We start from the raw sequence: 25,689 nt of genomic DNA, 5'->3' as shown, positions 1-25,689 counted from the left end.
CCGAACGGACTGCCGATGACCGACACCCAGGACCTGCCCGCCGGCTGGTCCGCCACCAAGAGATCCCTCCTCGCCCAGCGCCTGCGCGGCGCCACGGCCCCGGTGCGGGCGGTCGAACCCCGCCCCGAGGGCAGCGCGCCACCCCTGTCCAGCGGACAGGAACGGCTCTGGTTCATGGACCAGTTCACACCCGGCGGGACGGCGTACACCCTCGCCCCGGCCCGGCGGCTGCGCGGGCCGCTGGACCGCGCGGCGCTGGACGCCGCCCTGACCGCCCTGGTGGCGCGGCACGAGGGCCTGCGGATGACCTTCCCGGTCAGCGAGGACGGCCGGGCCGAGGTCCTGGTCGCCGCCCCGGGCCCCTTCGCCGCCGCCTTCGTGGACGCCTCGCCCGACCCCGACCCCGGCCGAAGAGCCGCGGACGAGATCGGGGCACTGACCGCCACGCCCTTCGACCTCGCGGCCGGACCGCTGCTGCGCGCCCTGCTCGTCCGGCTCGCCGACGAGGACCACGTCCTCGCCCTGGTCATGCACCACATCGTCGGCGACGGCTGGTCGATCGACATCCTCAACCGGGAACTGGACCTGCTCTACGAGCGGTTCGCCCACGGCGCCGAGAACGAACTCCCGGCCCTACCCGTACAGTTCGGGGACTACGCGCGCTGGCAGCGGGACCGGCTGGACAGCGGCGCCCTGGCCGCCTCCCGCGACTACTGGCGCACCGAACTCGCCGACGTCCCCGCCCTGGAACTGCCCGCCGACCGCCCCCGCCCACCGCTGATGACCTACGGCGGCGCGGCCGTGGAACTGCACTGGAGCCCGGAGCTCGCCGGCGCCGTCGCCGAGTGCGCCCGCGCCCACGGGGCCTCGACGTACATGGTGCTGATGGCCGGGCTCCAGGTGCTGCTCGGCCGGCACACCGGCCGACAGGACTTCGCGGTCGGCTCCGCGGTGGCCGGCCGTCTGCACCGGGAACTGGAGGGCGTGGTCGGCGCCTTCGTCAACATGCTGCCGATCCGAGCCCGGCCGACGGACGGGCTCACCTTCGGCGGGCTCGTCGGCCGGGTGCGGGAGACCACGCTCAACGCCTACACCCACCAGGAGGTGCCCTTCGAGCAGATGGTCGCCGACCTGGACATCGAACGGGACGTCAGCCGCTCCGCCGTGTTCCAGGTGACCTTCGCCTACCAGAACTACGGCGACCGCGCGGCCGCCGCCGCACCCGCCGCCCCCGCCGAGGGATTCGGGCACGCGGCCACCACCAGCCACTCCGACCTCGCCCTCTACCTGCGGGAGAAGAAGGACGGCGGGCTCTTCGGCCTGATCACCTACCGCACCGACCTCTTCGACGCCGACACGGTGCGACGGCTCGTCGAGCGCTTCGAGGTGCTGATGACGGCGGCGACGGCCGACCCGGACCGCCCCGTCGACACCCTGCCGGTGTCCACCGCCGCCGAACACCGCGACCTGGTCGAACGGTGGGCGGCCGGCCCCGAACTCCCCGCGGACGGACCGGGAACGCTGACCGCACTGCTCTCGGCGGCGGCCCGGCAGGCGGGCGACCGCCCCGCGCTGGTCTTCGAGGACGCCACCGTCACCCACCGCGAACTCGACGCGCGGGCGACCGCGTTGGCCCGGCGGCTGAAGGCCCTGGGCGTCGGCCGGGACGACCGGGTCGCGGTCTGCCTGGAGCAGTCCCCGGAACTGGCCGTCGCCCTGGTCGCGGTGCTGAAGGCGGGCGGCTGCTACCTGCCGCTCGACCCGGAGCAGCCACCCGCGCGCCTCTCCCACCTGGTGGCCGACGCCGACGCGCGCGTGCTGGTGACGGACGCGCGGCTGCGGGACCGCTTCCCCTCGTACGCGGGCACCGAACTGCTCGTGGACCGGCCGGACGGCCCGCGGGACGAAGCACAGGACGGACCGCTCGCCGAGACCTCCGGACCGGACGACCTCGCCTACGTCATCTACACCTCCGGCTCGACCGGGCAGCCCAAGGGCGTCGCCGTCCAGCACCGCGAGATCCTCAACTACCTCACCGGCGTGCGGGACCGGCTGCGGATCGAACCCGGCGCCCGCTACGGACTGCTGCAGTCCCTGTCCTTCGACTTCAGCATCACCATGCTGTACCTGGCGCTCACCACCGGCGGCAGCGTGCACCTGCTGCCGCGCCGCATCGCCGGCGCCGAACTCGCCGACCACATCGAGGCCTCCGCCCTCGACTACCTCAAGATGACGCCCTCCCACCTGGCCGCGCTGTCCGCCGACGCCCCCGTCGAGCGCCTCCTGCCGCGCCGGGCCCTGGTGCTCGGGGGCGAGGCCTCCTCCTGGGCCTGGGCCGCCGACCTGGCCGGCCGGGGCGACTGCGCCGTGTTCAACCACTACGGCCCGACCGAGGCGACGGTCGGCGTCACCGTCCACGAGGTCCTCCCCGGGGAGCACGGACCCGGCAGCACCCCGATCGGCACCCCGCTCGCCGGTGCGCGCTGCTACGTGCTGGACGCGGCCCGCCGCCCGGTGCCGCCCGGCGTGACCGGCGAGCTCTACCTCGGCGGGGAACGGCTGGCCCGCGGCTACCTGGGCCGCCCCGACCTGACGGCCGAACGCTTCGTCGAGGACCCGTTCGCCGGCGGCCGGATGTACCGCACCGGCGACCTCGCCCGCCGGCGCGCGGACGGCGTGCTGGAGTACCTGGGCCGCGCCGACGACCAGATCAAGGTCCGCGGCTACCGGGTCGAACCCGGCGAGATCGAGGCCGCGCTCACCGCCCTGCCCGGCATCACCCAGGCCCACGTGACCGTCCGCGGCGAGGGGATCCGGCAGAACCTCGTCGCCTACCTCGAACACCCCGACCCCGCCACCGCCCCCGCCGCGGCCGACCTGCGGACCGCGCTCGGCGCCGTCCTGCCGGACTACATGGTCCCCGCCCGCTTCGTCGTCCTGGAACGCCTGCCGCTGCTCGCCCACGGGAAGATCGACCGCAAGGCGCTGCCCGAACCCGAGGACGCCGCCCCGGCCGCCGGACACGTCGAACCCGAGGGCGGGACCGAGACCCTGATCGCCGAGATCTGGGCCGAGGTGCTCGACACCGCCCAGGTCGGCGCCCTGGACGACTTCTTCGAGATCGGCGGGCACTCGCTGCTCGCCACCCAGGTCGTCGCCCGGCTGCGCCGCGCCTTCCCCGACCTGCCGACTCCGGTCGGCGTGATGGACCTCTTCCGCTTCCCGACCGTCCGCGCGCTCGCCGCCCTCGTCACCGACCCGGGCGCCGACCGGGGGCCGCGCGGACTGCTGCACCGGCTCACCCCCGAACGCCGCCGCACCACCGCCAGCGTGGTCTGCGCGCCCTACGGCGGCGGCAGCGCGCTGATCTACAAGCCGCTCGCCGACGCCCTGCCCGAGGACTGGGCGCTGCACTCCATCGCCGTCCCCGGACACGAACTCGGCGAGGAGCCGATGGACGTCGACGAGGTCGCCGACCGCTGCGCCCGCGAGATCGTCGAGAACGTCGAGGGCCGGATCGTCCTGTACGGGCACTGCGGGGTCGGCGTGCGCCTGGCCGTCGAGATCGCCCGCCGGGTCGAGGCCGCCGGCCGGGAGATCGACGCCGTCCACCTCGGCGGCATCTTCCCCTTCGCCCGGCCCAAGGGGCGCGGCGCGGCCGTCGGCGAGCGGTGGGCCCAGCTCCTCGACCGGATGCGCAGCGACCAGGACATGATCAACGGGCTGGCCGCCGCCGGGATGGACACCGACGACCTGGACCCGGAGCAGCTGCGGCTGATCGTCCGCAACCGCCGCACCGGCACCAAGGACGTCGAACGGTACTTCACCCGGATGTTCGGGACCGAGGGCGGACGGATCAAGGCGCCCGTGATCGCCGTCTGCGGCGACCGCGACCCGGCCACCGAGTTCTACCAGGAGCGCTTCCGCGAGTGGCACCGGATCGCCGACACCACCGCCGTGGTGGTCCTCGACGAGGCCGGCCACTTCTACCTCAAGTACCGGGCCGCCGAACTCGCGGACATCGTCACCGGCGTCCACCGGTCGATCGCCGCGGGGCGGGAGGACCGCCACCGCCGGACGGACGGCGCGACCTGGTGGCTGGCCGGGCTCTCCCGCGACGCCGAACGGCCGGCCGCGGACGACGCGCGGGCACCCGTCCGACCCACCATGCGCCGGTTCCTCACCGTCGCCTCCGGGCAGCAGGTGTCGATGATCGGATCGGCGCTCACCGAGTTCGCCCTCCCGGTCTGGATCTACCTGCGCACCGGCTCGCTCGCCCAGTTCGGACTGCTGGCCGCCTGCGGCCTGGTGCCCGGCATCCTCGCCGCCCCGATCGCCGGCGCCATCGTCGACCGGGGGGACCGGCGCCGCACCATGCTCCTCGGCGACCTCGCCGCCGGCGCCACCCAGGCCCTGCTGCTCGTGCTGTACGCCACCGGCGGCCTGGAGGTCTGGCACGCCTACGCGCTCGTCGCCGTACTGTCCGCCGCCCTCTCCTTCCAACGGCTCGCCTGGAACGCGTCCGTCCCGCAGCTCGTCCCCAAGCGCTACCTCGGCCGCGCCAACGGCGTGGTCCAGATGGCCTTCGGCCTCGCCCAGTTCCTCGTCCCGCTGTTCGCCGTCGGCCTGCTCGCCGCGATCGGGCTCGGCGGCATCCTCGCCCTCGACGTGGCCGGCTACGCCGTCGCCATCGGCGTCACCCTGGCCGTACGGTTCCCGGACGTGATGGGCGCCACCCGGCGGGAGAGCATCTCCGCCGAGATCCGCGAAGGCTTCCGACGGGCCCTCGGCAGCAGCCACTTCCGGGCGATGCTGCTGTACTTCGCCGTCCTGAACGTCTTCCTCTCCCCGCTGTTCCTGCTCACCACCCCGCTGGTGCTCTCCTTCGCCCCGCTCTCCGCGGCCGGCTGGGTCTCCACCGCGGCCGGCCTCGGCGCCGTGCTCGGCGGGATCACCCTGGTCGTCTGGGGCGGACCGCGACGGCAGAAGCTGCGCGGGGTCCTGCTGTCGACCCTCGCGGTCGCCGCGGCCTGCCTGCTCACCGGGCTGCGCCCGTCGACGTGGACGGTCGCCCTCGGGGCCTTCGGCATGACCTTCGCGCTCTCCCTGCTCAACGGCGCCTACGCGACCATCGTGCAGACCAAGGTGCCGCTGCGCTTCCACGGCCGGGTGATCGCGGTCAACACCATGGTCGCCTGGTCCACCCTGCCGGTCGGGTTCGCCGTGGTCGCCCCGTTCGGGCCCGGGCTCCTCCAGCCGCTGATGGACCGTGACGGCGCCCTCGCCTCCACCCTGGGCCGGCTCATCGGCACCGGCGACGGGCGCGGCATCGGACTGCTCTACCTGCTGTTCGGCCTCGCCATGGCCGCGCTCGCGCTGGTCTGCCTGGCCGTCCCGGTGCTGCGCCACTTCGACCGGGACGTGCCCGACGCCGAACCCGACGACCTGGTCGGCCTCAAGACCCTCCAGGACCGGGCGGCCGTCACCGCCGTGACCGAAGCCACCGCCGTCGCCGAAGCCGCCGCCGAGGCCGCCGAGGCCGCCGAGGCCGCCGGGGCCACTGAGGCCGCCGGGGCCACTGAGGCCGCCCGCCCGTACCGCTCCGACCTTCCGCACCGCTCCGAGACCGAGGTGACCGTCCGGTGACCACCGCCACCCACCCCCTGACCACCGAACAGCGCCGGCTCTGGTTCCTCCAGCAGCTCCACCCGGACGACGCCGGTTTCAACATGTACCTCAACCGGCGCTGGACCGGCCCGATCGACCCGGAGGCCCTGCGCACCGCCCTCGGTGCCCTGGCCGCCCGGCACGAGATCCTCCGCACCCGCTTCGTCGTCGACGGCCCCGACGCGGCGGAGCCCGTCCAACGCGTCCAGCCCCCCGCCGGGATCGACCTGGTCACGCTCCGGCTGCCCGAGGGCGCCACCGAGGCGGACTTCACCGAGGCCTGCCGCCCGTACGTCAACGCGCCCTTCGACCTCGCCGCCGCGCCGCCGCTGCGCGCGACCCTGATCAGCGCGGGGGAGCGGGAGCACGCGGTCAGCGTCGTCGTCCACCACATCGTGGCCGACGGCTGGTCCTTCCGCACGATGTGGCGCGAGCTGCTCGCCCTGTACCGCGAGGCGATCGGCGAGGCCCCCGCCGAGCTGCCGGAACTCCCGCTCCAGTACGGGGACTTCGCCCGCGCCGAACAGGCCAGGACGGGCGGGGAGGCGGGCGAGGAGGCGTTCCGGTTCTGGGCCGAGCGGCTCGCCGGCACCGGCGTGCTGCGCCTGCCCCTCGACCGGCCGAGGCCGGCGAACCCCACCAGACCCGCCGGATTCGTCAGCGTCGACCTCGGCCCCGGGCCGACCGCCGCCCTCGACCGGCTGGCCCGGCAGGAGCGCTGCACCCCGTTCATGGTGCTGCTCGCCGGCTACCAGTGCGTGCTCGCCCGCTGGACCGGCTGCCCGGACTTCGTGGTCGGCACCCCGCTCGCGGGCCGCACCGAGAAGGCGCACGAGGCGCTGCTCGGCTACTTCAACCGCACCGCTGTGATCCGGTCCGACCTCACCGGGGAGCCGGGCTTCCGCGAGGTGCTGAAGCGCACCAGGTCCGCCGCGCTCGCCGCGCTGAGCCGCCCCGACGCCCCCGCCGAGCGGCTCGCCGCCCACCTCGGCCTGCCCGCGGACACCGGAGCCGGGCCGCTCTACCAGGCCGTCTTCGTCCACCAGAGCCAGAACGAACTCGCGGACGGCTCCGGCGGGCCCGCGCTGCCCGCGGGCGTGCGCACGACGAGCATGGACTCCGGCTTCGAACAGGCCAAGACCGACCTGCTGCTCGACAGCTGGCGCACCGCCGACGGCGGCCTCACGCTGTCCTTCAGCTACGACCGCGAGCTCTTCGACCGGGAGACCGTCGAGGGGCTCGGCGGCCGCCTCCGCGAGCTGTACGCGCGGATCGTCGAGGACCCGGAACTGCCCCTGTACGGCGACTGGTTCGTGGGAGCGCGGGAACGGGAGGCACTGCTCGCCCTGGGGACGGGCCCGGCCGCGCCCGCCACCGTGCGCACGGTGCTGGAGCGGTTCGCGGAGCAGGCCGCCGCGCGGCCGGACGCGCCGGCCCTGGAGTGCGACGGCCGGACCCTCTCCTACGCCGAACTCGACCGGCGCTCCACCGAACTGGCGCACCGGCTCGGACCGGTGGCCGGCCGGGTGGTCGCGGTGTCGATGGCGCCCTCCTTCGACCTGGTCGTCGCACTGGCGGCGGTCTGGAAGGCCGGCGCCGCCTACCTCCCGCTCGACCCGGCCCTCCCCGAGGAGCGGCGGGCCCTGATGGTCCGCGAGGCCGACGCCGTCCTCACCCTCACCGGCACGGACCTGCCGGGGACGGTGGCCGCCGAGCCCGCCCCGGTGGACCGGGAGGGCCTGGCCTACGTCCTCTACACCTCCGGCTCCACCGGGACGCCGAAGGCCGTCGCCGTCGACCACGCGGCGGTGTCCGCCCGGGTCGACTGGATGGCGGGCCCCGACGGCTACGCGCTGGGCCCCGCCGACCGGATCGTCCAGTTCGCCTCCCTCGGCTTCGACACCCACGTGGAGGAGCTCTGGCCGGCGCTGGCGACCGGGGCGTGCGTCGTGCTGCTGCCCGGCGGCGGCCGGACCCTGCCCGACCTGCTGGACGGCCCCTCCGGACGGACCGTCACCGTGCTCGACCTGCCGACGGCCTACTGGGAGGAGCTCGTCGGCCTCGGCGAACAGACCCGCTGGCCGGACGCGCTGCGGCTGGTGATCGTCGGCGGCTCCGAGGCCCGGGCCGACACCGTCGCCCGCTGGCGCCGGCGGCACGCGGACACCGTCCGGCTGGTCAACACCTACGGCCCCACCGAGGCCACCGTGATCGCCACGGCGGCCGAGCTGACGGCCGAGGACGCCGAACGCCGGCCCTCGCTGGGCCGCCCGCTGCCCGGGGTCAGGCTCCACGTGCTGGACGAGCGCGGCGGCCCGCTGCCCCGGGGGTCCGAGGGCGAGCTGTACATCGGCGGCAGCGGCCTGGCCCGCGGCTACCTGGGCCGGCCCGACCTGACCGCCGCCGCCTTCCTGCCCGACCCCTTCGCCGGCGGCGTGATGTACCGCACCGGGGACCGGGCCCGGTGGCGGGCGGACGGCCGGCTGGAGTTCCTGGGGCGCGGCGACGCCCAGGTGAAGCTGCGCGGCTACCGCATCGAGCCCGCGGAGATCGAGTCGGCGCTGACCGCGCACCCGGCCGTGGCGCAGGCCGCCGTCCTGGTCCGCGACGGCCGGCGGCTGGTGGCCTACGCCGTCCCGGCCCCGGGCGCCGAGCCCGGGCCGGCCGAGCTGCGCGAGCACCTCGCGCTGCGGCTGCCCTCGTACATGGTCCCGGACACCGTGCTCACCCTGGCCCGGCTGCCGCTGACCCCGAACGGCAAGCCCGACCTCGCGGCCCTGCCCGACCCCGGGACGGCCACCGGGGCGGAGTACGTCGCGCCGCGCACCGATGCCGAGCAGCTGGTCACCGAGCTGTGGCAGGAGGTCCTCGGGGTGCCGAAGGTCGGGGTGTTCGACGACTTCCTGGCGCTGGGCGGGGACTCCCTGCTGGTCACCCGGGTCGCCGCGCGGATCCGCGCCGGGATCGGCCTGGACGTCCCCATCCGCGACGTCTTCGAGAGCAGCACACCGGCGGCCCTCGCGGCACGGATCGAGGCGCTGCTGATCGCCGAGATCGACGCGCTCACCGAGGAGGAAGCGGCGGGGCGCCTCACCGGCTGAGCGGCCGAACGGTCCGGGGCCCGGCGTCCGCGTGTCGCGGAGCCGGGCCCCGGCAGTGGTCCGGCCGGGCGGCGGTCAGGGGGTGCGGTCGGGTGGCGGTCAGGGGGTGCGGTCGGTGACGGCCGCACCCCCTCGGCACACCCGCGTCACACCCCGGCCGCCTCCGCCAGCGCGGCGGCGAGGTCCTCGGCCAACGCCGTCACCGTGCCCGGCTCGAAGGCGTGCTCGTTGTACCGCAGCCAGCACCGCAGCCCGCCGTCCGGCAGCTCGGTGACCGCGAGCTCCGGGACGTGCCGGTCGCCGCCGGGCAGCGGGTACGGCACGGTGGCGTTGCGCGGCAGCTCCCAGGCGGCGCAGGCCACCCCCGGCAGCTGGGCCGGCGCGCTCCAGCTCTCGTACCGCAGCCAGGCCGCGAACGGGGCCTGCGGGCTGAACTCCGCGAACGGGTACAGCTGGTGGTCGAGCGCGGCGGTGGCGGCGGCCCGGACGCGGTCGAGCAGTTCGGCGAACCCCGGCGCGCCCGACACGTCCACCCGCACCAGCAGCGACTGGACGAAGCAGCCGACCGCCCGCTCCGCCTCCGGGCGGGTCCGGCCGGGCACCGGCGTCATGAGGACGAAGTCCGGCTGCCCGCTGCGGGCGGCCAGCAGGCCGCTCCAGACCGCCGCCACCGCGAGGAACGGCGTGGCGCCCAGCTCCGCCGCCCGGGCCCGCAGCGCGCCCGCCTCCCGCGGCGGGACCGTGAACGCGTGGGCGGCGCTCAGCACCACCTCGGTGTGCCGGCGCCCGGGGAAGGGGTCGATCGCCTCGGGCGCGTGCGCGAGCGCCGTCGCGAAGTGGTTCCGGGAGTCCGGCCAGTGGGCGTTCGACCACTCCACCAGCTCGCGGTACTCCGGGCCGGGCCGGGCCGCCGGCGCCCGGCGGCCGTTGCCCAGCGCCGAGTACAGCACCCCCAGGTCGCGCAGGAGCAGGCCCAGCGACCAGCCGTCGCAGACCAGGTGGTGGACCGCCAGCAGGACGACGTGGTCCGCCGGGCCCCGGCTCACCACGGCCAGCCTGGTCATCGGTCCCACGGCGAGGTCCGTCAGCCGGTCGCGCACGGAGACCAGCCGGGCCGACACCTCGTCGTCGCTCTCGCCGGGCGCGTCCATCAGCACCACGTCCGCGTGCGGCTCGTCGTCCAGGACGGCCCGCAGCACGCCCGGTTCGGCGCCGGGCGTCCCCGGTCCGGCGTCGGGCACCGGGACGAACCGGGTGCGCAGCGCGGGGTGGCGGCGGAGCGCCTCGTGCAGGGCGTCGGCCAGCACGTCCGTCCGCAGGCCCTCCGTCACCCGGAACATCACCGCCACCGAGCCGACGTTGCGGCCCGGGACCTCGGCCATCCAGCGCAGGAAGTTCTCCTGCTGGGAGGTGAGCGGCAGGTCGTGCGGCTGCGCGCGCAGCGAGCGGAGGAAGGCCGAGACCTCGGCGCCCGCCCCTTCCGTCGGCCCGGCCGTGGAGGCCCCGGCCCGCTCCAGCCAGGCCGCCTGGGCCCGGAGCGAGGGACGCTCGAAGACGAGCGCGGTGCGGGCCGCCACGCCGAACTCGGCGGAGATCGCGGCGGCCAGCTGGACGGCGCGGAAGGAGTCCCCGCCGAGGGCGAAGAACTCGTCCTCCACCGCCCGGACCGGCCGTCCCAGCACGGTGCGCCACAGGCCCGCCAGGGCGAGCTCGCGCTCCGTCTCCGGTGCCCGTCCGGCCGCCGGGGCGTCCTCCTCGAACGCGGACCGCAGCCGGTGCTTGACCACCTTGCCGCTGGGGTTGCGCGGCAGGGAGTCCACCACCAGGACGCGGACCGGGAGTTCGGGACGGGCGAGCCGCCCGCTCAGGAACAGCCGCAGGCCGTCCAGGTCGATCCCGCCCGGCAGCGGCACCACCGCGGCCACCGGCACCTGGCCCATCACCGGGTGCGGCAGGCCGAGCGCGGCCGCGTCGGCGACCTGCGGGTGCTCGTGCAGCACCGCCTCGATCCGCAGCGTCGAGACCTTCAGCGCACCGGACTTGACGATGTCGCTCTCCCGGTCGACCAGGTGGAGGAAGCCGTCCCCGTCCAGCCTGCCGAGGTCGCCCATGCGCACCCAGCCGTCGCGGAAGACGGAGTCGGAGGCCGCTCCGGCGTACCCGCGCGGCGGGCCGGGCTGGCGCAGCCAGATCTCACCGGTCGCGCCCGGCGGCACCGGATCCCCGGACTCGTCCAGGATCCGCAGGTCGCCCGGGTCGGTCGGGCGGCCCAGCGAGCCCGGGCGGGCCGGGTCCACGACCGCGGATATCTGGGCCGGGGCGGCCTCCGCCGAGGTGTAGGTGTTGACGACCGTCGCCTTCGGCAGGGCGGCGGACAGCCCGGCGGCGACGGCCGGCGGGAGCGCGGCGGCGGTCGAGCCGACCAGCAGGACGCTGCCGAGGTCCCGGCGTTCGGCGATCCCGGAGTTCAGCAGTTCCACCGCCATCGACGGCACCAGGAAGACGGTGCCCGCCCCGGACTCCTCGACCACCCGCCCGAACTCCTCCGCGTCGAAGCGCGGCAGACAGATCGTCGTGGGCTGCGCGGTCAGCGCGTTCACCAGGACCGCCTGGGCGGCGTTGGTGCCGATCGGGAAGGCGTGCACCGCGTGCCGCGAGTGGGCGTACGGGCGGGGGCGCGGGTCGAGGGCCAGGCCGGCGGTCAGGCTCGCGTGCGCGGCCCGGACGCCCTTCGGGGTGCCGGTCGTGCCGGAGGTCCCGATGATCTGGGCGAGGTCCCCGGGGCCGACCCGGTGCGGCGGCTCCGCCCCGTCCGGGGCCCCGGGGGTCGTGGGGGCCTCGGGGGTCGTCGGAGCCTCGGGCGCCTCGGGGGCGAGCTCGTCGAGGACGAACGAGGGCAGGGCGGTGCGCGGGCCGCTCCCGCCGATCGCCCAGGCCGCCCCCGTGGCCTCGACGAGCCGTTCGACGTCGGCCGGGCCCAGGTCCTCGCGGATCACCAGCCCGGCCGCGCCCGCGTAGTGGGCCGCCAGGAACGCCACGGCGTACCCGTCCCACTCCCGGTTGGTGAACAGCAGCGCCACCGTGTCCCCGGGCCGCACGCCCGCCCGGGCCAGCCCGTGCGCGGCCCGCACCGCCCGCTCGCGCCACCGGCCGTAGGTGAGGCTCCCGCCGCCGGGCACCAGCAGGGCGGTGCGGTCGGGGTGGAGCGCCGCCCGGTGGTCCAGGAGCGCGGGGAGCGTGAGCGGGGCGGAGGCGGGCTGGGCGCTGATGACGACTCCCGGGAGGCTTTCGGAGCGCGGCGGAGCGAGGCGGAACGACGCCGCAGGAAGATCGGCCGCTGATTGGTCCAGACCGTATCGGAACGGTGAAGGAGGGCGCCAGATCCGTCCACGGATCGTCACAACCCGTACCGCGCACGCCCGGAGTGCCACGGCGCCGGGTGTCACGGGCCGGGCCGGCGGGCCCGCCGACCCCGGCCCGCCTGCCGTCAGCCGGCCGCGCCCCCGTCGCGACCGCCCGCCGGCCACTCCTCGGCGAGCAGCCCGAGCACGACCTGGTCCACGAACTCCCCGTACGCCCAGGCGGCTCGGCGCAGCCGCCCCTCGACGGTGAAGCCGGCCGTGGCGGCGGCCCGGAGCATCGGGGCGTTGTCCGCCAGGGTCTCCAGCTGGAGGCGGCGCAGGCCGAGCACCGGGAAGGCGTAGTGGCAGAGCACCCCCAGGACGTCGGGCGCGAACCCGCGCCCCCGGTGGCGCGGCCGCAGGGCGAGCCCGACGTGGGCGCTCCGGTTGTGGGAGTCGACGCCCCACAGCAGCGCCTCGCCGGCCAGCTCCCCGGTGGCCGTCTCGACCACGGAGAAGCACGCGGCCTCGTCGGCCGGCTCGGCGACCGCGTACGGGGAGTGTGCCGATCCCGGCGGGATCGGCCGCCAGGGCCGGGAGTCGGCCCGCGCGCGGGTCGGTACGTCGTCGTACAGCTCGGCCAGGAGCACCGGGAGGTCGGCGGTGTGACGGGCCCGGAGGGTGATGTGAACGCCTTGTAACATGTCACATATTTACCACCGGCCGCCCGACCGGGGCCAACGGGTTTTCGGGCGGTGAGGCCGCCGTCCGCTGCGGCTCACCGGCCTGCGCACCGCGCGGCCCGTCGCGTCCGGCCGCTCCGCGGGCCGGTGGCCACCGGGAGAGCCCCCCGGCGGGCGAGCGGGTGCCTTCGGCGCTCAGGCGTCGGCCGGGTCGCCGGCCGGGGCGCTGTCCGGGTCGCCGGCCGGGTCGCCGTCGAACAGCCACGACCCGCCCGGCCCGGCCGGTTTGCGGACGACCACCCGCAGCACGAGCTCCTCCTCATCGCCGGGCTCGACCAGGACGGCCCCGGCGGCGTGGAGTTCGTGGACGGCGCCGCGCAGGTCCGCGTCCCCGGGCCGGCCGCCCGGCAGCGCGGCGAGGTCCGTGACCGACAGCCGGCCGATGCCGCCGTCGGGGCGGCGCACCCGGAGGACGCCCCGGTCGACGGCGAGGTCCAGCCACAGGGCCTGCTCGGGGACCGTCGACCCGTACAACGGCGCCAGCCGGTGCAGACGCCGGGCCGTGGCCACGGCCTGCGGGCTGAGCCGGGTGTCCCGCACGGCCCTGCCGTAGGCGCCCGGGGCCACGGTGATCCACCGGTCGTAGCCGGGCGGCCGCAGCCGCCGCAGGGCGTACCCGGCCGCTTCCCCCGACCGGCGCGGCTTGCCGGCCTTGTCGCGTCCCATACCCGTCTCCGTCCTGCTCGCGTCCGCGCCGACCGGCCCGCCGGGCGTGCCGGGCGCGGATCCCGGCCGCCGCACGGCGCGGTGGGCCGGGATCCGCGGGCCGGGCCCCGGGGTAGCGTGGTCCGATTCCGTCGCCGCGGGCCGGCTCGGCGTGCCGACGATCATGTAACGAGTCTCGTGAGATGGGGTCACCGTGTCCTCGAACGTCTTCCGCACCGGGATCGGACGGCTGGTCCTCGGCAGGGGGCCCGAAGGGCTGCGCGTCTGGAGCGTGGAGCAGGCGCCGTGGAGCGCGCTGTACGGGGCTCCCGTCGAGGCCGCCATCCTGCTCGACGGCACCGATGACGTCGACCAGGCCGACCTCGCGCTGGTCGGCGAGGTCCTCGGCAGGATCGACCACTACCTCGAGACCGGGCTCCGCTTCGTGCGCGAGGCACTGGCGGCCGACCCGGCGTTCTTCGGCCTCACCGCGGCGCGGTCGGAGCCCTACCTCGGCCTGCCCGTCACGGACTTCCCCCTGGACCACCCGCGGCTCGACTTCCACGTCGACGAGTGGCACCTGCACTTCGCCGAGGGACGCCTGCCGATCTGCGACCCCTACGGTCTCGCGGTCGTTTTCGACGGGCAACGCCCGCTGAGAGTGGAGGACTTGAGCGACGCCACCGCCATGGAGCCCGTCGAGGCCGATGCGCCCGATGGAGCCGAGGACACCGCCGGCCCGGAGTGACAGGGCTCCCGGACCACCGGCCCCCGGCCGACCCGGCGGGGGCCGTCGGGCCCGCTGGTAGATTCCCGTGGTGAACGAGCGACTTCCCGGCGGCGGCATCGAGCTGTCACCCGACGAGATCGAATCCCTCCACACCAGGTGGTCGTCCAGCTGGACCCCCGGCGAGGTCGCGCGGCGGCTGGCCGGGGTCGGCACGCCCTGGTACGTGGCCGCGGGCTGGGCGCTGGACCTGTTCCGGGGCCGGCAGACCCGCGCACACGGGGACATCGAGATCGGGGTTCCGGCCGCGGGCTTCCCCGAGATCCGGGACCGCTTCCCCGGATACGTCTTCGACGCGGCGGGCAGCGGCCGGATCTGGGAGAACGCCGCACCGGAGGTGCTGGCCGCCGTGCACCAGACCTGGCTGCGCGACCCGGCCACCGGCGGCTACCTGCTCGACGTGTTCCGCGAACCGCACGACGGCGACACCTGGGTCTGCCGACGCGACGCGACGATCCGGCTCCCCTACGGCGACGTCATCCGCCGTACCCGGGACGGCATCCCGTACCTGGCGCCCGAACTGGTCCTGCTGTTCAAGGCGAAGCACGTCCGCCGGAAGGACCAGGCGGACTTCGACGCGACCGTCCCGCACCTGACCCCGCCCCAGCGCGCGACCCTGGCCGAACTGCTCGCCCGGGTGCACCCGGGTCATCCCTGGCTCGCCGGCCTGTAGACGCTCGACCACACCCGCCTGGAGCCCGAAGCCTCTCGTGCCCGCACGAATGCCGGCCGCCGTCGTGCAACCCATGCGGCGGCGCGGCGGTGAGTAGGGCAGAGCGATGATCCGGACGGGTCGTCGTACGGATGCGAAAAGGAATCGGATGACCGCGAGCGCATTGCACATCCCGGTGGGGGAGGAGCCACGGTCCGTCACGGCACCGGCCTCCGGGGGCGGCCCCGGCCCGAGGGAGCCGGACTTCGAGGCGTTCGCCGCCACGCGGTGGCGGCGACTGGTGCGGACGGCCTACCTGCTCACGGGTGACCACCACGAGGCCGAGGACGTCGTGCAGGCGACGTTCGCGAAGGTCTTCCGGAACTGGGCCCGGATCAGCCGGCTGGACGAGCCGGACGCCTACGTCCACCGGGCGCTGGTGAACAACAACCTGAGCCGGCACCGGCGGCGCCGGGTCCGGCAGCTGCTGGTCCCCGTCCTGCCCGACCGGGAGTCCACCGCGGGCGGTGGGCACCACGACGTCGAGCAGCGCTCGGTGCTGATCCAGGCGCTGGCCGAGCTGCCGCAGCGGCAGCGGGCCGTGGTCGTCCTGCGCTACTGGGAGGACATGGGCGAGCGCCAGGTCGCCGAAGTGCTCGGCTGCTCGCCGGGCAACGTGAAGAGCCAGGCCAGCCGGGGCCTGGCGAAGCTGCGCAGCCACCCGGCGCTGGCCGCGTACGCGAAGGACACCGGATCGACGATCGACGGCACGGACGGAGGCAACCGGTGACGGACACCGAGGACATGGTGCGCGACGCGCTGCGGGACGAGGCGGCCCGGGTCGCGGTGGGGGACTGGACCGCCGGACCGGTGCGGGAGCACGTGCGCCGCCAGCGGCGGGGGCGCCGGGTGGCGATGGGAGCCTCGGCGGTGGTGGCCGCCCTCGCGGTGGTGGCCGGTACGGGCGCGGTCCTGTCCGCGCGGGGCGGCGGCCACGCGGTCGGACCGGCCGCGGAGGCCCCCCGGGTTCCGGAGGGCCCGGCTCCCGAGGCCGTGGTAGTCGAGCCCGGCGGGCAGCTGCCCCTGGACCGCCAGGACTGGTGGATGCAGCTGAAGGACCGGGAGATCTGCGTCCACGACGCTCCCGCGTACCCGAGCGGTCCGGGGTGCGCCGGGTACTCCTGGGCGGGGGAGGCGACCGAGATCACCATGCAGTACTACGGGAACCCCCCGCAGCCCCAGGAGGGTCTGTACATCCTCGTCTACAAGGGGCCCGGGCAGGTGGCCCGGATGAGCATCGAGCTGGACGGCCAGGCCTCCTGGGCCACCGTCGCCTCGCTGCCCGGCGACCCGGGGTACGCCACCGGCCACGTCTGGGGCCCCGGCCGGAAGACCCCCGAGGACCGGACGGCGCACCCGCTGGAGGGCATCCGGTTCGCCGCGTACGACGCCCAGGGGAGGGTGCTGGCGAGCAGGACCGTCGCGCCCTGAAACAGGTGCGCGGGCCCCGGCCCGGGCCGACCGGTGAACCGGGGCGACCACCTCGCCGCCGCCCGGGCCGTCCGAACCGCCGTCCTGCGGGCGCTCCGGGGAGGGGCGCCCCGTGATCAACGGGGACGGCTCGGTGCGGGTGTTCCTGAACAAGGGCGGCGACGGCCACGGCGTCTGACCTGAGCGGCGGCCTCCACGGCAGCCTTCACGGTGGTCTTCACGGTGGTTTTCGCGGCGGCGACGTCCGTGAAGGCCACCGCTCCGCGCGCGTTCGCGCCCGGGGCGACCGGCCCCGCCCCCGCGCGGCGAGGACACCGGCGCCGAAGCCGCACACGGGCGCCACCACCGGTGGGCACCGGCGAACCGCCCTCGGCTAGCCTCCCCCCGTGGACGATCACACCGAAACCCCGACCCTGCGCGTCTTCGTCGCCCTGGCCCCGCCCGACGGCGCCAAGGACGAACTGGCCCGGGCGCTGCGGCCCGCCTGCGCCAGGTACCCGCGGCTGCGGTGGAACCGGATCGAGGACTGGCACATCACCCTGGCCTTCCTCGGCGAACAACCCTCCACGGTGGTGCCCCGGCTGCGAGCCGCACTCGCCGACCGGGCCACCGCGCGCCCCGCCCTGGAACTCGCCCTGCGTGGCGGCGGCCACTTCGACCAGCGACTGCTGTGGACCGGGATCGACGGCGACGTGGACCACCTGCACCAGCTCGCCACCGACGTCCGGGACCTGGTCAGGTCCTGCGGAATCGAGTTCAGGGAACGGCCGCTGCGCCCCCACCTGACCCTCGCCCGGTCCCGCCGCGACGACTCCGTCAGCGTCCCACTGGCCGCGGCCGGCCTCACCGGCTTCACGGGCCGCCCCTGGCACACCGCCCGCCTCCACCTCGTCGGCAGCAACATCGGCCGCGGCCCCGGCCCGATCCACTACCGCGACATCGAAGCCTGGCCCTTCGCCACCCCCACCGACCCGGCCCGCCACGACGGCACCCCCACCGAGCCCTGACCGACGGGCGGGGGTCCGAGCGCCCGCTCGGACGGACCGGTGCCGGGCGGGCTGTTGTCGGCGGGGTGTGGCAGGGTTCGCCGGGTGACTGATCAGGTGATGGATCCGGGTCCTTCGGCGGGCGGGGCGGTTGGGCGTACGACCGAGCGCCCCTTGGACGTGACGGCGTTCGTGCCCGGGCTCGCGGCGTGGGCGCGGGACACCGTGCGGCTGCATCCGAGGCCGGGTGCCCCGTCGAGCGGGCAGAGTTCGGTGGGCGGCCCGTTGTCGTGGCCGGTGGGGGAGGCCTGGCCGGTGTGCACCAGGCCGCACCGGGACGTCGGGGGCGGCCTGCCGAGCGTCTCGCCGGTGCCGCTGGTGCCGGTGGTGCAGGTGTTCCGTGCGGATCTGCCGGCCGGTGTGGTGCCCTTTCCGCAGGGCAAGGACGTCCTGCAGGTGCTGTGGTGCCCGTTCGGTCACGACTTTCCGGTGTCGCCGTGGCCGGTGGTGTTCTGGCGCGACTCGGGGGCCGTCGGGGCCGTCCTTCCGGCGCCGGCGGCCGATCCCGCCGCTGACCGTCGGCACGTGCCGGTGCCCTGCGTGGTGCACCCGGAGCGCGTGACGGAGTATCCGGCCTGGGAGCTGCCGGAGGAGTCGGCCGAGGAGTGGCGGGAGGACTTCCACCGGCTGAAGGAGGCCGCTCCGCTGCTCTCGTACGCGACGCACTTCGCGGAGGCACCGGGTACGAAGCTCGGCGGGTATCCGGCGTGGATCACCGGCCCGGCCGACCTCGGGTGCGAGCGGTGCGGCCGGCCGATGGACCACCTGCTGACCGTGGCCGGATGGGAGTGGGACGGTTCGTCCTGGCGGACGTGGCGGCCCGTCGAGGACCGGGACGACGAGGGCGCTCGGGGCGTGGAGCCCACCGGCCTCGACCTGGGTGGAGGCGGCACCGTGTACGTCCTGGAGTGCCGGTCCTGCCCGGACCGTCCCTTCACCCACTGGTTCGACTCGGAGTGACCGGCCCGCACCGGGCGCGGCCGACGGGGAGGCCCGGGCGGGGCGGCCCGGGCGGAGGGGATCGGAGATCTCCGGGCGGGGCAGGTATGAGGGGCCGTCCGGCATCGGGCCGCGACGGCCTGGACGCCGCGCCGGTTCGGGCCGGGGCGGCCATGAGGGGAGCGTTCGGCCATGGGTGAACTGGACGGCAGGACGGCACTGGTGACGGGCGGCTCGCGCGGGATCGGGCGGGCGGTCGCGCTGAGGCTCGCCGCCGACGGGGCGCTGGTCGCGGTGCACTACGGCGGCAACGAGAAGGCCGCGGCGGAGACGGTGGAGCTGATCGCCGGGGCCGGCGGCCGGGCGTTCGCGGTGCGGGCCCGGTTCGGTGAGAGCGGCGCGCTGGACGAGCTGTTCGAGGGTCTGACGTCCGGGTTGGCGGAGTACGGCGAGGACGGTCTGGACGTCCTGGTCAACAACGCGGGCGTCCACCTGGCCGGTTCGATCGGGCAGCTCACCGAGGAGGAGTTCGACCGGGTGATGGCGGTCAACGTGCGCACCCCGGTCTTCGTGATCCAGCGGGCCCTGCCGCTGCTGCGGGACGGCGGTCGGATCGTGAACGTGGCCTCGGCGGCGGCCCGCATCGGCTCGCCCGTCCAGATCGGCTACACCATCAGCAAGACGGCGCTGACGGCCCTCGCCGCGCCGCTCGCCAACGAGCTCGGCCGGCGCGGGATCACGGTGAACACCGTCAATCCGGGCGTGATCCTCACCGACATGACGTCCGAGTGGACGGGCGTGCCGGAGGCCATGGCCGGGCTGGAGTCGATCACCGCCCTGGGCCGGATCGGCCTGCCGGAGGACGTCGCGGACGTCGTGGGCTTCCTGGCGGGCCCGCGGGGCCGCTGGGTGACCGGCCAGGCCATCGACGCCTCCGGCGGCACCTACCTCGGCCCGATCCCGCCCGCGTGACCGCACCGGGGCGTCGAGGGACGCCCTGTCGCGATGGTCCGCCCGCCTGCCCGGGTGGGCGGACCGCCGCGGGCCCGGGGCCGGTTCAGAGTGCGGCGGACCGGTGGGTCGGCCGGCCGGCCAGGACGGTCAACAGCACCGGGACGTCCGCGAGTTCGGTGGCCGGGGTGGTGAGCGGGTCGGCGCCGAGCACGGTGAGGTCCGCGCGGTGGCCGACGGCGATCCGGCCGGCCAGCCGCTCCTCGCCGGCCGCGTGGGCGGCGTTGGCGGTCATCGCCAGCAGGGCCTCCGCGGCGGTGAGCGCCTGCCCGGGGTTGTGCGGGGCCTGGCTCAGGTCGCGGGTGGGGCGGCGGTGGCGGGCGCCCGCCATGACGCCGAGGGGCGAGTAGGCGGCGATCGGCCAGTCCGATCCGAGGACGACGGTGGCGCCGGCGTCCCAGAGGTCCCGGCAGCGCCAGGCGCGGTCGGCGCGTTCCTCGCCGAGGCGGCGGGACCAGTTGTCGGTGTGGTCGGCCCGGGTGAAGTCGCAGCAGTGGGTGGGCTGCATGGAGGCGATCACGTCCAGTTCGGCGAAGCGTCGGATCACCGCGTCCGGGACGGTCTCGATGTGCTCGATCCGGTGGCGGACGGCGCGGGCCTCCGGGCCCGTCGCCGTCCTGTCCGCCGTCCTGTTCGTCGCCTGCTCGATCGAGTCGAGCGCGTGCCGGACGGCCGCGTCGCCGATCGCGTGGGTGGCCGTCGGCACCCCGGCGCGGTGCAGTTCCCGTACGACGTGGGTGTAGTGGGCCGGCTCCGGCCAGAACGCGTGGGTGGACTCGCCGTGGTCGTCCGGCTGTTCCAGCCAGGCGGTGCCGTTGTCGATCGTGCCGTCCATGAACAGTTTGACTCCGTCCACCCGCCAGAGGCGGCCGCCCCGGCCCTGCTGTTCGACCAGCGCGCGCAGCCCCTCCGCGTCCACTCCGGGCTGGCACCAGGGGGCGACGCGCAGCCGCAGCGGCAGCGCGTCGGCCTCGTCCAGCTCGGCGAGGAGGTCGAGGCTGTCGCCGTTGGCGTCCATCGCGTGGCCGCCGGTGAGGCCGGTCGCGGCCATGGCGCGCAGGGCGGCGGCGAGGCGGTCGCGGCGTTCGGCGCGGGTGGGCTGTGGGGCGGCGCGCTCGACCAGCTCACAGGCGGCGTCCTCCAGCAGCAGGCCGGTGGGACGGCCCTGGGCGTCGCAGACCACCTCGGCGGCCTGGTCGAAGCCGCGCGGGCCGTCCACGCCGGCCAGCTCCAGGGCGCGCGGGCTGGCGAGCATGGAGTGGGCGTCGAAGAGCTGGAGCAGGGCTGGGACGCCGTCCAGGACGGGGGCCAGCGCGGCGGATTCCACGGGGCGGCCGCCGAAGACGTTCGGGTCCAGGCCCCAGGCGTGCAGCCAGGCGCCGGGGGTGAGGCGCCCGGCCTCGGCGGCGAGGGCGGCGCGGACGTCGGCCAGGTCGGTGCAGCCGGAGAGGTCCAGGCCGTGGGTGAGTTCGGCGCCGGACACCGGGTGCAGGTGGCCGTCGACCAGGCCGGGGGTGACCACGGCGCCCTTGAGGTCGATCACGGTGGTCGTGGGGTCGGCGAGTGCGCGGATGGCGCGGTCGTCGCCGAGGGCGGCGATCCGGCCGTCCACGACGGCGAGGGCGGTCTGCGGGAGGAGGCCGCCGGAGGCGGGATCGAGCAGGCGGGCGGAGAGGAGGACGAGGGAGGTGCGCACTTCGGCTCCAGGGGTGGTGCGGGCGTGGGGGAGTGGGCTGTGAGGGACGGGGCGTGCGGGGCCTGCGGGGCGGGTGTCAGGACTGCCCGGGGTCCGGTGAGTCCAACGCGCCTTCGGTCAGGCCCAGTTCGCGTTCGGCGGTGGCGGCGGCGAGTCGGGTGACGGAGGACGGGTGGTTGCGCAGGCCGGTGTTGGCGTGGCCGGCCAGGCCGTCGATCACGACGAGGATCCGGACGGCCGCCAGGACCGGGTCGTCGGCGTGGAACTCGCCCCGTTCGACGCCGGCGGCGATCAGGTCGCCGAGCCGTCCGCGCCAGGCGGTCTCCTGGTCGAGCACGCGGTCGCGCAGGACGGGGCGGTAGCGGCTGAGGTGGCGGGCGTTGAGCCACAGTCGGCTGACGTCGTCGTAGGAGGGGCCGGTGGTGCGGGCGAAGAAGCGGCCCAGGTGCCGCAGGGGTGAGCCGTCCCTCGGGTCGGCGGGCAGCAGTGCGTCGAGTTCGGCGGTGGCCGCGCTGCCGAAGGCCTCGGCGACGAGGTCCTCGACGGCGGGGAAGTAGTGGCTGATCAGGCCGGGCCGGACGGCCAGCTGGTCGGCGATCCGGCGGAGGGTGATGCACTCCAGGCCCTCGGTGAGGGCGACCTCGGCCGCGGCGCCGACGATCTCCGCCCGGCGGTCCTCGGGGGACTTGCGAACCCGCTTGCGCTGAACGCTTGACGTCATGTGCCGGATGCTATTGAGTGTGCGACCAATAAGCAAGCAGGTGGGCACGACACCCCCACGGAGGGCCCCCAATGGCGTCCACGCTCCCGGACCACCCCGACACCTCACCGGACCACCCCGACACCCCGCCGGACCACCCCCATGTCCCGCCGGACCTCGCCCGTGTCCCGCCGGACCTCGCCCCGCCGCCGGGCGCCCCGTTCGGACGGGAACGCGGCGCCCGGGTCGAGGTCCACGGCATCGACCGCATCCCCGACGGCGAACGGCGCGGGCGTCCCCGCGAGCTGTTCGCGATCTGGGCGGCGGCCGGCGTCAACTACCTCAACCTGGTGGTCGGCGGCACCCTGGTCCTGAGCGGCCTCGCCCCCTGGCAGGCCTTCGCCGTGGTCGTCCTCGGCAACCTGTTCTGGCTGGTCACCGGGCTGCTCGCGGTCTCCGGACCGGCCGCCGGCGCGCCCAGCGAAGTCATCACCCGCGCCATGTACGGAATCCGGGGCAACCGGGTGAACAACGCCGTCACCGGCTGGATGATCTCCGTCTGCTACTTCGCGCTGAACCTCGCCGCGGCCGCTGTCGCCGCCTTCTCGCTCGCCGAGGAGGCGGGGATCAGCCCCACCACCCCGATCAAGGTCGCCATCGTGATCGCGATCGTCGTGCTCACCCTCACCATCAGCGTCTACGGGCACGCGCTGATCGTCCGGCTCTACCTGCCGATCACCCTCGCCCTCACCGCGGTGTTCGCGGTGGTCGGGTACACCATCGTCACGCACGCCGACCTCGGCTGGACCCAGCCCGAGCCGCTCTCCGGCGGCCGGCTCCTGGCGGCCGTCCTGGCCGGCGTCACCCTGATCGCCTCCGGTCCGCTCTCCTACACCACCAGCGCGGACTTCTCCCGCTACCTGCCCGCGGCCACCGCCCCGCGCGCGGTCCTCGGCTGGACCGCCCTCGGGGGCTTCCTGCCCAGCGTGGTGGTCGGTGGCCTCGGCGTGCTCGGCGCCACCGCCGTCGACATGGCCGACCCGCAGGCTGCGCTCCGGCAGATCCTGCCCGGCTGGTTCGACCCCGTCTTCCTGCTCTCCCTGGTGGTCGGCACCATCGCCGTCAACGCCCTCACCGCGTACAGTGCGGGCCTCGCCCTCCAGGCGGTCGGCCTCCGCGTCCGACGCACCCGCAGCGTGCTGCTGGACGGCGCCGTCGCGGTCTCGCTGACGCTGTACGCCCTGCTGGTCTCCGACTTCCTCGACACCGTCAGCAACGTGCTCCAGCTGACCGTCGTACTCCTCGGCCCCAGCACCGCCGTGTACGCCACCGACATCCTGCTGCGCCGCAACCGCTACGACGGCCGCGCCCTCGGTGACGAGAGCCCCGGCAGCCCCTTCTGGTACCGCGCCGGCGTCAACCCGGCCGGCGCCGTCGCCGTCGCGGGCGGTGTCACGGCCGCGGCCCTCGGCGTGGACACCCTCTACACCGGCCCGTTGGCCGCGCTGGCCGGCGCGGACGTCGCGCTGCCGACGGGCGTGACGGTGGCGGCGCTCGTCTACGCGGTGCTGATGCGGCGCCGGCCGAGGTGAGACCGTCCGGCGTCGCGTCGCGACCCGGGCGGCCGGTCCGGCGTCGACGTCCGCGCGGCCGGGACGCCCGCCCCGTGCGACGCGCTGCCAGCGGCGCGTCGGCGAGGGGTCGGCCGCGCGGACGGCTGCCGCTATGCTCCGCAACCGGGAGGTGTCTCCGGCCGGAGCGGGAGCGAGGGCTTCGACGATCCTCGCAACCCGCCGGTCGCGGGCACTCCCGACGATGTGTCGGACACCACCTTTCACGACGGGACAATGGGGTGAGCGCGATGCCTCTCGAAGGCGAGTACGAGCCGAGTACGGCGCAGTGGGTGCGCGACCAGGTCGAGCTGTACGAGAGCTCGGGCGGCACGCAGGGGACGACGCTCCTGGACACGGGCCTGCCCGTCGTCATCCTCACGATGCGCGGGGCGAGGAGCGGCAAGATCCGCAAGGCTCCGGTGATGCGGGTGGAGCACGAGGGGCGCTACGCGGCCGTGGCCTCGAAGGGCGGCTTCCCCCAGCACCCGGAGTGGTACCGCAACATCTCCGCGGACCCGCACGTGGAGCTCCAGGACGGGCCGGTCCGCCAGGACATGACGGCCCGAGAGGTCACCGGGGACGAGCGGGCCGAGTGGTGGGAGCGTGCGGTCGCCGCGTTCCCGCCGTACGCCGAGTACCAGGAGAAGACCGACCGGGTCATCCCGGTCCTCGTACTGGAGCCGGTGCGCGGATAGCACCCCGCGCCCGCGGCGGCCGGAGGCGGTCGCGGGCGCGGGACGTCGTTCCGGTGCCGGTCCGGACGTCGTTCCGGTGCCGGTCCGGGCGGCGCGCCCGGCTGTGGGCCGTACGCTCCCGACGGGTGCGACCGCGTCGGGAGCGGGTGCCGGCCGGGGCGGCGCCTACCAGACCTTGTGGAGCTGGAACAGGTCGGCCTTGAAGGCTTTCTGGATCACGTGCGACCCGCTGTTGGTGCCGTCCACTGAGAGCCAGCGGCCGCTGTGCTTGGCCATGATCGCGCTCAGGTCGGTGCCCGGCACCGGCCGGACGAAGAAGACCTCGCTGTCCTGGTCGTTGCAGGGTTCGTCGATCAGCCAGTTGCCGTCCTCGTTCATGCCGCGGTCGATGCCGAGGCACCAGTGGCGCGCATGGTCCATCATTTTGTAGTACTTGCCATCGGTGCGCGTCGGATTGTTCTCGCCGCACAGGGTCCACTGCTGGCTGGCGGCGTCCTGCCAGGACGACTGGACGATCGAGCCGTTGTCCCACGAGGCCTGGGACCAGCCGAGAACCAGCGGCTGGCTCCCGGGAACGGAGTGCGGGGTGATGATGCGGTACCCGCCGCCCTCGCAGGTGTAGCCGTCCATCGGGTTCGCCGCGTGTGCGGCGGGTGCCGCGACGGTCAGCAGTGAGCCGGCGAAGGCGATGCTGCCGAGCACGGCTCCGATTCGCTGGGCGGAGCGCTTGCCGGACTTCGCCATGTTGTTCCCTCCTGGGTCGGACGTGCTCGGGTGTCAGTGCTTGCAGACTTCGAGGCGGGCCGCCTCGCGGACGGTGCCGGCCGGTTCGGGGTACGAGCAGATCACCACGCCCTCGCTCGGCGCCCCGTACGTCGTGTAGTAGCCCGAGCCGTTCGCGCTCGCGCTGGCGTTGACCCAGTACCCGGTGCCCTGGCCCGAGCGGGCGCACAGATAGCGGGTCCACTCGCCGTCGACGCGCAGGAACCCGCGGAAGATCCCGTAGTTGCCCGGCGCGTTGATGTTCACCGTCCGGAGCGTGTCCGTGGTCCGGGTGCTGCCCCGACCGGTTTCGACCTGGAACCCGGCCTTGATGCCGGCCTGGCCGAGGGTCGAGCTGTAGCTGAGGTTGAACTCGGCGGTGTTGTTGATCTTGGTGGTGATCGACGTCATCTCGGTGAGCCGCTGCTGCTGCTGACCCGTCGTCCCGGGGACGACGTTGAAGGACGAGAACTCGGTGACCACCGGGGTGACGGTGGCCCTCGTGATGTCGTCCCAGACCGATTCGATCTCGGGATTGCAGGTGGCGCGCGGCGGCGGGTCGGCCTGGGCGGGGGCCGCGGTGAGGCCGAGCCCGGCGACGGCCAGGAGAACGGCGGACCCCGCCGTGAAGACGGTCCGCCTGTGCTTGGGGGGTCGTGTCATGAGGAGCTCCCTCCGGAAGGGGAATGGTTCCGGCTTGACTACGGGAAGCCTCGTCCGCGGCCCGAGGCCCTGTCCATCCGAGTTTTCTGGGAGGGGAGCTGCGTATGCGACGGTTTTCGGCCGGGGTGCCCAGTGCG

18 protein-coding genes are annotated in these 25,689 nt (G+C 75.2%); 11 read left to right on the top strand and 7 right to left on the bottom strand.

The window, feature by feature from the left end:
* Positions 1 to 15: 15 nt before the first annotated feature.
* A complete protein-coding gene (locus ACWD4P_RS23835) occupies positions 16 to 5,646 on the top strand; it encodes an amino acid adenylation domain-containing protein (protein WP_449780975.1) in 5,631 nt (1,876 codons plus the stop codon).
* On the top strand, positions 5,643 to 8,768 hold the full coding sequence (locus ACWD4P_RS23830) for an amino acid adenylation domain-containing protein (protein WP_449780974.1): 3,126 nt from the start codon (positions 5,643 to 5,645) through the stop codon (positions 8,766 to 8,768). Before ACWD4P_RS23835 ends, ACWD4P_RS23830 begins: the two co-directional genes overlap by 4 nt.
* Before the next feature lie 146 nt (positions 8,769 to 8,914).
* Here ACWD4P_RS23830 and ACWD4P_RS23825 read toward each other — a convergent pair whose 3' ends face one another.
* From ACWD4P_RS23825 to ACWD4P_RS23815, 3 genes are all read right to left on the bottom strand, one after another.
* Positions 8,915 to 12,169: an AMP-binding protein gene (locus ACWD4P_RS23825; protein ID WP_449780973.1), complete on the bottom strand. Its 3,255-nt coding sequence runs from the start codon at positions 12,167 to 12,169 to the stop codon at positions 8,915 to 8,917.
* 86 nt (positions 12,170 to 12,255) lie between these two features.
* Positions 12,256 to 12,813: a GNAT family N-acetyltransferase gene (locus ACWD4P_RS23820; RefSeq protein ID WP_449780972.1), complete on the bottom strand. Its 558-nt coding sequence runs from the start codon at positions 12,811 to 12,813 to the stop codon at positions 12,256 to 12,258.
* A gap of 174 nt (positions 12,814 to 12,987) precedes the next feature.
* Positions 12,988 to 13,518 (bottom strand): hypothetical protein, encoded by a 531-nt coding sequence (locus ACWD4P_RS23815; protein ID WP_449780971.1) that lies wholly within the window; start codon positions 13,516 to 13,518, stop codon positions 12,988 to 12,990.
* 193 nt (positions 13,519 to 13,711) lie between these two features.
* Between ACWD4P_RS23815 and ACWD4P_RS23810 the strand changes: the two genes are divergently transcribed.
* From ACWD4P_RS23810 to ACWD4P_RS23780, 7 genes are all read left to right on the top strand, one after another.
* Positions 13,712 to 14,245 (top strand): hypothetical protein, encoded by a 534-nt coding sequence (locus tag ACWD4P_RS23810; RefSeq protein ID WP_449780970.1) that lies wholly within the window; start codon positions 13,712 to 13,714, stop codon positions 14,243 to 14,245.
* Positions 14,246 to 14,315: 70 nt separating this feature from the next.
* A complete protein-coding gene (locus ACWD4P_RS23805) occupies positions 14,316 to 14,957 on the top strand; it encodes a nucleotidyltransferase domain-containing protein (protein ID WP_359830183.1) in 642 nt (213 codons plus the stop codon).
* Between the two features lie 148 nt (positions 14,958 to 15,105).
* Positions 15,106 to 15,726, top strand: coding sequence for a SigE family RNA polymerase sigma factor (locus ACWD4P_RS23800; protein WP_449780969.1), 621 nt, complete (start codon positions 15,106 to 15,108; stop codon positions 15,724 to 15,726).
* The gene (locus ACWD4P_RS23795) at positions 15,723 to 16,427 is read left to right on the top strand and encodes a hypothetical protein (RefSeq protein WP_449780968.1); all 705 of its coding nucleotides are present in this window, start codon (positions 15,723 to 15,725) and stop codon (positions 16,425 to 16,427) included. Before ACWD4P_RS23800 ends, ACWD4P_RS23795 begins: the two co-directional genes overlap by 4 nt.
* 386 nt (positions 16,428 to 16,813) lie before the next feature.
* Positions 16,814 to 17,434 (top strand): RNA 2',3'-cyclic phosphodiesterase, encoded by a 621-nt coding sequence (gene thpR, locus ACWD4P_RS23790; RefSeq protein ID WP_449780967.1) that lies wholly within the window; start codon positions 16,814 to 16,816, stop codon positions 17,432 to 17,434.
* A 294-nt stretch (positions 17,435 to 17,728) separates the two neighbouring features.
* Positions 17,729 to 18,433: a DUF1963 domain-containing protein gene (locus ACWD4P_RS23785; protein ID WP_359830193.1), complete on the top strand. Its 705-nt coding sequence runs from the start codon at positions 17,729 to 17,731 to the stop codon at positions 18,431 to 18,433.
* 171 nt (positions 18,434 to 18,604) lie between these two features.
* Positions 18,605 to 19,384: an SDR family NAD(P)-dependent oxidoreductase gene (locus ACWD4P_RS23780; RefSeq protein ID WP_449780966.1), complete on the top strand. Its 780-nt coding sequence runs from the start codon at positions 18,605 to 18,607 to the stop codon at positions 19,382 to 19,384.
* Positions 19,385 to 19,469: 85 nt separating this feature from the next.
* Here ACWD4P_RS23780 and ACWD4P_RS23775 read toward each other — a convergent pair whose 3' ends face one another.
* The gene (locus tag ACWD4P_RS23775) at positions 19,470 to 21,119 is read right to left on the bottom strand and encodes an amidohydrolase (protein WP_449780965.1); all 1,650 of its coding nucleotides are present in this window, start codon (positions 21,117 to 21,119) and stop codon (positions 19,470 to 19,472) included.
* A gap of 76 nt (positions 21,120 to 21,195) precedes the next feature.
* Entirely contained in the window at positions 21,196 to 21,840 is a 645-nt protein-coding gene (locus ACWD4P_RS23770) for a TetR/AcrR family transcriptional regulator (RefSeq protein ID WP_449780964.1), read from the bottom strand.
* A 71-nt stretch (positions 21,841 to 21,911) separates the two neighbouring features.
* Between ACWD4P_RS23770 and ACWD4P_RS23765 the strand changes: the two genes are divergently transcribed.
* Both ACWD4P_RS23765 and ACWD4P_RS23760 read left to right on the top strand, forming a co-directional pair.
* The gene (locus ACWD4P_RS23765; RefSeq protein WP_449780963.1) at positions 21,912 to 23,411 is read left to right on the top strand and encodes a purine-cytosine permease family protein; all 1,500 of its coding nucleotides are present in this window, start codon (positions 21,912 to 21,914) and stop codon (positions 23,409 to 23,411) included.
* 269 nt (positions 23,412 to 23,680) lie between these two features.
* On the top strand, positions 23,681 to 24,127 hold the full coding sequence (locus tag ACWD4P_RS23760) for a nitroreductase family deazaflavin-dependent oxidoreductase (protein ID WP_359829415.1): 447 nt from the start codon (positions 23,681 to 23,683) through the stop codon (positions 24,125 to 24,127).
* 165 nt (positions 24,128 to 24,292) lie between these two features.
* Here ACWD4P_RS23760 and ACWD4P_RS23755 read toward each other — a convergent pair whose 3' ends face one another.
* Both ACWD4P_RS23755 and ACWD4P_RS23750 read right to left on the bottom strand, forming a co-directional pair.
* Positions 24,293 to 24,871 carry an RICIN domain-containing protein gene (locus ACWD4P_RS23755; protein WP_449780962.1) on the bottom strand — a complete coding sequence of 193 codons (579 nt, stop codon included), beginning with the start codon at positions 24,869 to 24,871 and terminating at the stop codon, positions 24,293 to 24,295.
* 33 nt (positions 24,872 to 24,904) lie between these two features.
* Positions 24,905 to 25,552, bottom strand: a complete 648-nt coding sequence (locus ACWD4P_RS23750) for a hypothetical protein (protein WP_449780961.1) — start codon at positions 25,550 to 25,552, stop codon at positions 24,905 to 24,907.
* Positions 25,553 to 25,689 lie beyond the last annotated feature (137 nt).

The organism is Kitasatospora sp. NPDC002543, from assembly GCF_053594915.1.
Note: the sequence above shows the minus strand (reverse complement) of the source record. Positions and strands in the feature narration are given on the sequence as shown.

Excerpts from the sequence above, each read along its gene's own strand:
- ACWD4P_RS23835 (WP_449780975.1), top strand. The coding sequence starts at position 16 with ATGACCGACACCCAGGACCTGCCCGCCGGCTGGTCCGCCACCAAGAGA.
- ACWD4P_RS23820 (WP_449780972.1), bottom strand. The coding sequence starts at position 12,813 with ATGTTACAAGGCGTTCACATCACCCTCCGGGCCCGTCACACCGCCGAC.
- ACWD4P_RS23815 (WP_449780971.1), bottom strand. The coding sequence starts at position 13,518 with ATGGGACGCGACAAGGCCGGCAAGCCGCGCCGGTCGGGGGAAGCGGCC.
- ACWD4P_RS23800 (WP_449780969.1), top strand. The coding sequence starts at position 15,106 with ATGACCGCGAGCGCATTGCACATCCCGGTGGGGGAGGAGCCACGGTCC.
- ACWD4P_RS23780 (WP_449780966.1), top strand. The coding sequence starts at position 18,605 with ATGGGTGAACTGGACGGCAGGACGGCACTGGTGACGGGCGGCTCGCGC.
- ACWD4P_RS23770 (WP_449780964.1), bottom strand. The coding sequence starts at position 21,840 with ATGACGTCAAGCGTTCAGCGCAAGCGGGTTCGCAAGTCCCCCGAGGAC.
- ACWD4P_RS23765 (WP_449780963.1), top strand. The coding sequence starts at position 21,912 with ATGGCGTCCACGCTCCCGGACCACCCCGACACCTCACCGGACCACCCC.
- ACWD4P_RS23760 (WP_359829415.1), top strand. The coding sequence starts at position 23,681 with ATGCCTCTCGAAGGCGAGTACGAGCCGAGTACGGCGCAGTGGGTGCGC.
- ACWD4P_RS23755 (WP_449780962.1), bottom strand. The coding sequence starts at position 24,871 with ATGGCGAAGTCCGGCAAGCGCTCCGCCCAGCGAATCGGAGCCGTGCTC.
- ACWD4P_RS23750 (WP_449780961.1), bottom strand. The coding sequence starts at position 25,552 with ATGACACGACCCCCCAAGCACAGGCGGACCGTCTTCACGGCGGGGTCC.